The organism is Streptomyces sp. NPDC054840, from assembly GCF_053611065.1.
The window spans coordinates 1-2,322 of the sequence record NZ_JBSGZP010000917.1; the positions used below are offsets into that span (position 1 = coordinate 1).

The 2,322-nt window shown below is 71.9% G+C and carries 3 protein-coding genes; all 3 read left to right on the top strand.

Annotated features, from left to right (window positions below; translation table 11 throughout):
* Positions 1-264, top strand: a 264-nt coding sequence (locus tag ACWGIU_RS35915) for an AtuA-related protein (RefSeq protein WP_453712283.1), incomplete at its 5' end; no start/stop codon positions are given.
* Positions 261-1,859: an acyl-CoA carboxylase subunit beta gene (locus ACWGIU_RS35920; protein ID WP_453712284.1), complete on the top strand. Its 1,599-nt coding sequence runs from the start codon at positions 261-263 to the stop codon at positions 1,857-1,859. The genes ACWGIU_RS35915 and ACWGIU_RS35920, both read left to right, overlap by 4 nt.
* Before the next feature lie 8 nt (positions 1,860-1,867).
* Positions 1,868-2,322, top strand: a 455-nt coding sequence (locus ACWGIU_RS35925) for a biotin carboxylase N-terminal domain-containing protein (protein WP_453712285.1), incomplete at its 3' end; no start/stop codon positions are given.

Here is a 2,322-nt window from a genome sequence, read left to right on the forward strand (position 1 = left end):
GCCCCGGCCTGGGACTGGCTCCGCGCCACCCTGACCGTGGACCGGTTCCAGGCCCTGCTCCCCGAGACCCGCGGCCTCGCCGTGCAGCGGCACGAACTGCCGAACCTCCGCGCCCTCAACTTCACCGTCACCGGCATCCTCGGCGACGGCGTCGCCTCCGGCCACCGCTTCGACCCCCAGGCCAAGGCCCTCGGCGAATGGCTCCGCGCCCGCCACATCGACATTCCCGTCGCTCTCCTCCCGGCCCCGGAGGCCACCCCATGACCCGCCTCGGCACCACCGTCGACCCGAACGCCCCCGATCACGCGCAGGCCCGTACCGCCGCCCTGGAGCGCCTCGCCGCCCTCGACGCCGAGCACGCCAAGGCCCTGCAGGGCGGCGGCGAGAAGTACACCGCCCGACACCGGGCCCGCGGCAAGCTCCTGGCACGCGAGCGCGTCGAGCTGCTCCTCGACCCGGACACCCCGTTCCTGGAACTGTCCCCGCTCGCCGCCTGGGGCAGCGACCACCCCGTCGGCGCCTCCATGGTCACCGGCATCGGCACCGTCGAGGGCGTCGAGTGCCTGATCACCGCCAACGACCCCACCGTCCGCGGCGGCGCCTCCAACCCGTGGACGCTGAAGAAGGCGCTGCGCGCCAACGAGATCGCCCGGCAGAACCGCCTCCCCTGCATCAGCCTCGTGGAGTCCGGCGGCGCCGATCTGCCCTCCCAGAAGGAGATCTTCATCCCGGGCGGCGCGATATTCCGCGACCTCACCCGGCTCTCGGCCGACGGCATCCCGACCGTCGCCGTCGTCTTCGGCAACTCCACCGCCGGAGGCGCGTACATCCCCGGAATGTCCGACCACACCATCATGATCAAAGATCGTTCCAAGGTGTTCCTCGGCGGTCCGCCCCTGGTCAAGATGGCCACCGGCGAGGAGAGCGACGACGAGTCCCTCGGCGGCGCCGACATGCACGCCCGCACCTCGGGACTCGCCGACCACTACGCCCTCGACGAGTACGACGCGATCCGCCAGGCCCGCCGCGTCGTGGCCCGCCTGAACCACCGCAAGCCGCACCAGGACCCGCCGAAGGCCGAGGAACCCCTCCACGACCCCGAGGAACTCCTCGGTATCGTCCCGCCCGACCTCAAGACCCCCTTCGATCCGCGCGAGGTCATCGCCCGGATCGTCGACGCCTCCGACTTCGACGAGTTCAAGCCCCTCTACGGCCAGAGCCTCGTCACCGGCTGGGCCACCCTGCACGGCTACCCGGTCGGCATCCTCGCCAACGCGCAGGGCGTGCTGTTCAGCGCCGAGTCCCAGAAGGCCGCCCAGTTCATCCAGCTCGCCAACCAGCGCGACATCCCCCTCCTCTTCCTCCACAACACCACCGGCTACATGGTCGGCAAGGAGTACGAGCAGGGCGGCATCATCAAGCACGGATCGATGATGATCAACGCGGTCTCCAACTCCCGCGTCCCCCACCTCTCCGTCCTCATCGGCGCGAGCTACGGCGCCGGCCACTACGGCATGTGCGGCCGCGCCTACGAGCCCCGCTTCCTCTTCGCCTGGCCCAGCGCCAAGTCAGCCGTCATGGGCCCCCAGCAGCTGGCCGGAGTGCTCTCCATCGTGTCCCGCCAGTCCGCCGCCGCCAAGGGACTCCCGTACGACGAGGAGGCCGACGCCGGGATGCGCGCCTTCGTCGAGGCGCAGATCGAGTCCGAGTCCCTGCCGATGTTCCTGTCCGGGCGGCTGTACGACGACGGGGTCATCGACCCGCGCGACACCCGTACCGTCCTCGGCCTGTGCCTGTCGGCCGTCCACAACGCCCCCGTCGAGGGCGCCCGTGGCGGCTTCGGCGTCTTCCGGATGTGAGCCCGCACATGACGAACCTGACCTCCCTCCTCGTCGCCAACCGCGGTGAGATCGCCGTCCGGATCTTCCGTACCGCCCGCGCCCTGGGTCTGGCCACCGTCGCCGTCCACTCCGACCCGGACGCCGACGCCCTGCACGTCCGCGACGCCGACGCTGCCGTACGCCTGCCCGGCGCCGCCCCCGCCGACACCTACCTGCGCGGCGACCTGATCATCAAGGCCGCCCTCGCCGCCGGCGCCGACGCCGTGCACCCCGGCTATGGCTTCCTCTCCGAGAACGCCGACTTCGCCCGCGACGTCCTGGCCGCGGGGCTGACATGGATCGGCCCGCCCCCCGACGCCATCGAGGCCATGGCCTCCAAGACCCGGGCCAAGGAACTGATGCGCGCCGCCGGCGTGCCGCTCCTCGACCCCGTCGACCCGGCCTCCGCCACCCCCGGCGACCTGCCCCTCCTCCTCAAGGC

Bases quoted from the DNA above. Each gene is read 5' to 3' on its own strand.
- ACWGIU_RS35920 (WP_453712284.1), top strand. From the start codon at position 261: ATGACCCGCCTCGGCACCACCGTCGACCCGAACGCCCCCGATCACGCG.